This is a genomic window from Pseudomonas sp. UBA6323, assembly GCF_002439135.1.
GTDB lineage: Bacteria > Pseudomonadota > Gammaproteobacteria > Pseudomonadales > Pseudomonadaceae > Aquipseudomonas.
Genome location: NZ_DJSX01000038.1, coordinates 36797 through 43189 on the forward strand (window position 1 = coordinate 36797; position 6393 = coordinate 43189).

7 protein-coding genes are annotated in these 6393 nt (G+C 63.4%); all 7 read right to left on the reverse strand.

Features of this window, described 5'->3' with window-relative positions:
* Entirely contained in the window at positions 1-426 is a 426-nt protein-coding gene (locus B3P22_RS08445) for a GNAT family N-acetyltransferase (protein ID WP_197856516.1), read from the reverse strand.
* Positions 419-1585, reverse strand: coding sequence for a cupin domain-containing protein (locus tag B3P22_RS08450; RefSeq protein ID WP_296270648.1), 1167 nt, complete (start codon positions 1583-1585; stop codon positions 419-421). Before B3P22_RS08450 ends, B3P22_RS08445 begins: the two co-directional genes overlap by 8 nt.
* Positions 1586-1663: 78 nt before the next feature.
* On the reverse strand, positions 1664-3034 hold the full coding sequence (gene purB / locus B3P22_RS08455) for an adenylosuccinate lyase (protein ID WP_197856518.1): 1371 nt from the start codon (positions 3032-3034) through the stop codon (positions 1664-1666).
* 148 nt (positions 3035-3182) lie between these two features.
* Complete coding sequence (locus B3P22_RS08460; protein ID WP_296270649.1) at positions 3183-4046, reverse strand: DMT family transporter; 864 nt, start codon at positions 4044-4046, stop codon at positions 3183-3185.
* Positions 4047-4048: 2 nt separating this feature from the next.
* Positions 4049-4669 carry a high frequency lysogenization protein HflD gene (hflD, locus tag B3P22_RS08465; protein WP_296270650.1) on the reverse strand — a complete coding sequence of 207 codons (621 nt, stop codon included), beginning with the start codon at positions 4667-4669 and terminating at the stop codon, positions 4049-4051.
* The gene (gene mnmA / locus B3P22_RS08470; RefSeq protein ID WP_296270651.1) at positions 4666-5778 is read right to left on the reverse strand and encodes a tRNA 2-thiouridine(34) synthase MnmA; all 1113 of its coding nucleotides are present in this window, start codon (positions 5776-5778) and stop codon (positions 4666-4668) included. The genes hflD and mnmA overlap by 4 nt, the downstream gene beginning before the upstream one ends.
* A gap of 122 nt (positions 5779-5900) precedes the next feature.
* Positions 5901-6341: an NUDIX hydrolase gene (locus B3P22_RS08475; protein ID WP_296270652.1), complete on the reverse strand. Its 441-nt coding sequence runs from the start codon at positions 6339-6341 to the stop codon at positions 5901-5903.
* Between the last annotated feature and the right edge of the window lie 52 nt (positions 6342-6393).

Below are 6393 nucleotides of genomic sequence, written 5' to 3' on the forward strand. Positions count from 1 at the left end.
CTACTGGCTGGTGCGCACCATATCCACGTGCGGTATGCCGGCGTCGAGGTATTCGTCGCTGACAATCCTGAAGCCTAGCCTTTCATAGAACGGTGTGGCGTGCACCTGGGCAGTGAGCATTTGCTGATGCAGGCCGCGTTTTTCCGCTTCGGCGATCACCGCCTGCATCAGTTTCTCGCCGACCTTGAGGCCGCGCCAGTCCTTGAGCACCGAGACGCGACCAATATGGCCGTCCGGCAGCAGGCGTGCGGTGCCAACCGGGTAGTCGCCTTCCTCGGCGAGAAAGTGCACGGCCTCGGTATCTTCGGCGTCCCACTCCAGTTCCGGCGGTACCGATTGCTCGGCGACGAACACGCTGTCGCGAATGCGGCGAAGCTCGGCGATGTCCTTATGCCAGTCCGCGACACGGACGGTGATCTCACTCATCGGCAAATCCCAGGCTGCCCTGTTTGACCAGTTCCCACAGCAGGGTACGCCCCTCGTCGTCGGCCAGCCAGGCGCCGAGGTTTTCCACATGTAACGCGTCGGCGCTGCAGATCAGCTTCAGCAGCTCGCGCAAGCGCGCCGACACCAGGCGGCTCTGGCCGCTGGCAAACAGCACCAGGTCTTCACCCACTTCCGACCAGGCCATGCGTGCGCTGGGGTTGCGGATGACGATCGCACCATCTTCCAGGGCGCCGAGGAAGTCGTCTTCCTCGATTTCGATGCCGGCGACCAGTTCCGGGTACTTGGGCTCGGTCATGAACTGGCCGAACCAGGTCATCAGCAGGCGCTCGTCGCTCATGTGTTCGTTGAGCAGGGCCTTGAGGCGCTCCAGGGCGTCGCGCTGGATCTGGTTGGGGTCCTCGCTCGGCTGGATGTCAGCGTCGCTGTAACGCTCTTCGTCGGGCAGGAACTGGCCGAGGAAGTCAGTGAAATGGGTCAGCACTTCGGCGGCGCTCGGCGCGCGGAAGCCCACGGAATAGGTCATGCAATCATCCTCGGCAATGCCGTTGTGGGCCAGGCACGGCGGCAGATAAAGCATGTCGCCGGGCTCCAGTACCCACTCATCAGTTGGTTCGAATTCGGCCAGGATCTTCAGATCGGCGTGGGGGAGCAGCGGGCTGTCGGCATCGCACATCTGGCCAATCTGCCAGCGGCGATGGCCGTGGGCCTGCAGCAGGAATACGTCGTAGTTGTCGAAATGCGGGCCGACGCCGCCACCGGGGGCAGCGAAGCTGATCATCAGGTCGTCGATGCGCCACTTGGGCAGGAACTTGAAGTCTTCCAGCAGCTCGGCCACTTCCGGGACGAATTGATCGACGGCCTGCACCAGCAGGGTCCAGTCGCGCTCGGGCAGGTCCTGGAAGGTGTCTTCGTTGAACGGGCCACGCTGCAGCTCCCAGGGGCGTTCGCCGTGCTCGATCACCAGGCGCGACTCGACTTCTTCTTCCAGCGCTAGGCCGGCCAGTTCGTCCGGGCTGATCGGGCCTTCGAAGTCGGGAATGGCCTGGCGCACCAGCAGCGGTTTTTTCTGCCAGTAATCGCGGAGGAACTCACGGGCTGTGAGGCCACCCAGCAATTGCAGCGGAGTATCAGGATTCATCGCTAAGCCCTTGAAATGGATAAAAACCTTAAAACAAAAACGCCCGGCTCAGCCGGGCGTCCTCGTGGCTGAAAGCTGTTAGATACGCTTGGCCTGGGCCACGGCGTTACCGATGTAGCGCGCCGGGGTCAGTTGCTTGAGCTCTTCCTTGGCGGCGGCCGGCATGTCCAGGCCGTCGATGAAGGCCAGCAGGGCCTCGGGGCTGATGCCCTTGCCGCGGGTCAGCTCCTTGAGCTTCTCGTACGGGTTCTCGATGGCGTAGCGGCGCATCACGGTCTGGATCGGCTCGGCGAGCACTTCCCAGCAGGCGTCCAGATCTTCAGCAATACGCCCCGCATTGAGCTCCAACTTGCTGATTCCCTTGAGGCTTGCCTCGTAAGCGATGACGCTGTGCGCGAAGCCGACACCCAAGTTGCGCAGCACGGTGGAGTCAGTCAGGTCACGCTGCCAGCGGGAAATCGGCAGCTTGCTGGCCAGGTGCTGGAAGATCGCGTTGGCGATGCCCAGGTTGCCTTCGGAGTTTTCGAAGTCGATCGGGTTGACCTTGTGCGGCATGGTCGAGGAGCCGATCTCGCCGGCCACGGTCTTCTGCTTGAAGTAACCGAGGGAGATGTAGCCCCAGACGTCGCGGTCGAAGTCGATCAGGATGGTGTTGAAGCGGGCGATGGCGTCGAACAGCTCGGCGATGTAGTCGTGCGGCTCGATCTGGGTGGTGTAGGGGTTCCAGGTCAGGCCCAGGTCGCCTTCGATGAACTGGCGCGCGTTGGCTTCCCAGTCGATGCTCGGGTAGGCCGACAGGTGGGCGTTGTAGTTGCCCACGGCGCCGTTGATCTTGCCCAGCAGAGGCACGGCAGCGACCTGAGCGATCTGCCGCTCCAGGCGGTGGACGACGTTGGCCAGCTCCTTGCCCAGGGTGGTCGGCGAGGCCGGCTGGCCGTGGGTGCGCGACAGCATCGGCACGTCGGCGAATTTCACCGCGAGCTCGCGAATGGCGTCGGCCAGTTGCTTCATCAGCGGCAGCAGCACGTTGTCCCGGCCTTCGCGCAGCATCAGGGCGTGGGACAGGTTGTTGATGTCCTCGCTGGTGCAGGCGAAGTGGATGAACTCGCTGACCTTGTCCAGTTCAGGCAGCTTGGCGGCCTGCTCCTTGAGCAGGTACTCCACGGCCTTGACGTCGTGGTTGGTGGTGCGCTCGATTTCCTTCACGCGCTCGGCGTGCTCGACGGCGAAGTTCTCGGCCAGCTCGTTGAGCAGGGCGTTGGCTTCGGCGGAGAAGGGCGCGACTTCCGGGATGCCTTCGTGGGCAGCCAGGCGCTGCAGCCAGCGCACTTCGACCAGTACGCGGCTACGGATCAGGCCGTATTCGCTGAAGATTGGGCGCAGGGCGCTGGTTTTGCCGGCGTAGCGGCCGTCGACGGGGGAAACCGCGGTGAGCGAGGAAAGCTGCATGTAGGCGTTCTCGAGCTGTCGGGCTGAAAAGCCATCCTGGATCGCTGTGCATCGCGCCGGCTTCGATGAAGCGGGCTCTAGCTCAGGTGCCTGGACGACCTCTGACGAAAAGGGCGCATATCATACATGAAAACCGGCGCATGACCGCCTATGCCCTGCGTCTTGCGACCGATAACAGACTGGCGGCAAAGATCAGTGCTGCGCCGAGCAGCGAGAGGTTGTCTGGTGTCTCGTTCCAGAGCAGCCAGGCGATGATGCCGGCGAAGACGATGGCCAGGTAGGCGACCGGGCCAATCAGCCCGGGCGGTGCCAGGCCGTAGGCGCGCGACATGATCACCTGGCTGGCGGTTGCCAGCAGGCCGATGCCCAGCAGCCAGCTCAGTTGCGTGGCATCGAGCGGTTGCCAGCTCCAGGTCAGCGGGATGGCGGAAAACAGCGCGCTGAATAGCGAGAAATAGAACACGATGCGTGTGGCCGGCTCGCTGTCGCTCATTTCGCGGATGGAAACGAAGGCGAAGGCCGCCAGCAGGCTAGCCGCCAGGCCGATCAGGGCAGGGCCTTCGAATAACGCGGCGCTGGGTTTGGCCACTAAGAGTACGCCACACAGGCCAATCAGGCTGCTGATCAGCATGCGCCGGGTTAGCGGCTCCTTGAGCCAGATGTGCGCGATCAGTGGCGTGAATACCGGCGCCGAGTAGGTGAACAGCATGGCGTCAGCCAGCGGCAGATGGGCGATGGCGTAGAAGAAGCAGTACATCGCCGCCAAGCCGTATGTGGTGCGCCACAGATGAGATTTCAGGCGGGTCGTGCGCAGCGGGCGGACCCCGCGCACCAGCAGCAGGGGCAGGAAGAACAGCACGCCGACCAGGTTGCGGAAGAACACCACCGACTCGTTGTTGACGCTGACGGAGATCTCGCGGATGCCGACCCCGGTAAAGGCGAACAGCAGCGCCGAGAGCGCCAGCAGCAGGGCACCCTGGAGGGGTTTGACACTGCGGCTGGAGGGTTCCATGGTCAGTTTCGCGTCAGTTCGTAGAGTTCTTTGAGCAGCTTGCCGCGACTGAACACCAGCTGCCAGCGGTGGCCGCCGAGCTGACGCCAGAGGCGCGCCGAGCGAATGCCTGCGAGCAGCAGCGCGCGAATTTTCGCCGCATTGTTAGGTTGCTGCAGGAAGCGCATGTCGCCATGCACCTGGATGCGCTGGCGGAAGGTGCTGATGGTGTCCTGGTAAAGGCCACCGCAGGCGGCGATGACGTTGTCGTGAACCAGGCCAAAGTGCTCGACCTGTTGCTGGATCTGGTCCAGGCGACTGCCCATCACCTGCAGCATGTCGCTGCGCTTATCCAGTTGGCGCTCCAGGCCGATCATCGCCAGCGAGTAGCGCAGCGGCTCGCGCTGCAGGGCAGACGGGTTGCGCTCCAGCGAGCTGATCAGCGCGCGATAGCCATCACGCAGGTTGAGATCGTCGCCACCGTAGACGTCCAGTGTGGTTTTCGGATCGCGCACCAGCAGGCTGCCGAGCATGCAGCCCATCGAGGCTTCGCTGACCTGGCCGGTGCGGGCGATCTTGTCGGCCAGGGAAGCGGCTTCGAAGACGGCGCCGAGGGCGACCAGCTGTTCCTGCATCGGGCTCATCGGGCGTCCTCGTACCAGGCTTCTGCTGTTTCGATCACGCCGCCGCCTAGGCACACCTCGCCGTCGTAAAACACCACGGACTGGCCCGGCGTTACGGCGCGTTGCGGCTCATCGAACACGGCGCGATAGCCGGTTTCGGTCTTCTCCAGGGTGCAGTGCTGGTCACTCTGGCGGTAGCGCACCTTGGCGGTGAGGCGGCGCGGAGTGCTCAGGTCCACTGGGTTGACCCAGTAGATGTCCGAGGCGAGCAGGGCGCGGGAGAACAGCCAGGGATGTTCGTTGCCCTGGCCGACGATCAGCACATTGCGCGTCAGGTCCTTGCGCAGCACGTACCAGGGATCGTCGCTGGCGTCCTTAAGGCCGCCGATACCCAGGCCCTGGCGCTGGCCGATGGTGTGGTACATCAGGCCATGATGGCGGCCGATGATCTGGCCCTCGGTGGTTTCGATATCGCCCGGCTGCGCCGGCAGGTACTGCTTGAGGAAGTCGCTGAAGCGGCGCTCGCCGATGAAGCAGATGCCGGTGGAGTCCTTCTTCTTCGCGGTGGCCAGCTCGTATTTCTCGGCGATGGCGCGTACCTGCGGTTTTTCCAGTTCGCCGACCGGGAACAGGGTCTTGGCGATCTGCTCGCCGCCGACGGCATGCAGGAAGTAGCTCTGATCCTTGTTCGGGTCGAGGCCCTTGAGCAGTTCGGTACGGCCGTCGACATCGCGGCGACGCACGTAGTGGCCGGTGGCGATCAGGTCGGCACCGAGGCTAAGGGCGTAGTCGAGGAAGGCTTTGAACTTGATCTCGCGGTTGCACAGGATGTCCGGGTTCGGCGTGCGCCCAGCCTTGTATTCGGCGAGGAAGTGCTCGAACACGTTGTCCCAGTACTCGGCGGCGAAGTTGGCGGTGTGCAGGTTGATGCCGATGCGGTCGCATACGGCCTGGGCGTCGGCCAGGTCATCCATGGCGGTGCAGTATTCGGTGCCGTCGTCTTCGTCCCAGTTCTTCATGAACAGGCCTTCGACCTGATAGCCCTGTTCCATCAGCAGCAGGGCGGAAACGGACGAGTCGACGCCGCCGGACATGCCGACGATCACGCGTTGGGTGCTAGGTGCTTGCATGGGAGTCTGCGAGTGAAGCCTGAAAAACTGCCGAGTCTACCAGAAAGCAAACGCCCGTAGCCCGGATGCAATCCGGGGCGATCCTGGTAAACGCCGGATTCGGCCACGCCATGCCAGGCTGCTCAATCGCGCAGCAGCTCCAGCGGCCCACTGACGCCTGCCAAATAATCGTCGACGCAGCGCAGTACCAGCTCGCTGCGCCAGCGCTCGGGTTGCGCGGCCAACTCGTCGCGGGTCAGCCAGGTGATGCCGCTGATGTCGCTATCCAGTTCGCGCTCGGGGTCATGGCGCACCGGGCGGGCGCTGAAGCACACGCGCTGATAGGTCACGCCATTGCTCGGTGCGGTATAGAGATAGATGCCGAGCAGGGCGGTCAGCTCTACGTCCCAGCCGGTTTCCTCAAGGGTCTCGCGCAGTGCGGCTTCGCACAGCGACTCGTTGGCTTCCAGGTGTCCGGCTGGTTGATTCAGCACCATGCGGCCGGCCTTGAATTCTTCAACGAAGAGGAAACGGCCATCGTCTTCGATCACCGTGGCCACGGTGATATGGGGTTGCCAGTCCATTTCGGTGCTCCAAAAAAAACGATCAGCGTGATTCTGTAGGAGCGAGCTCTGC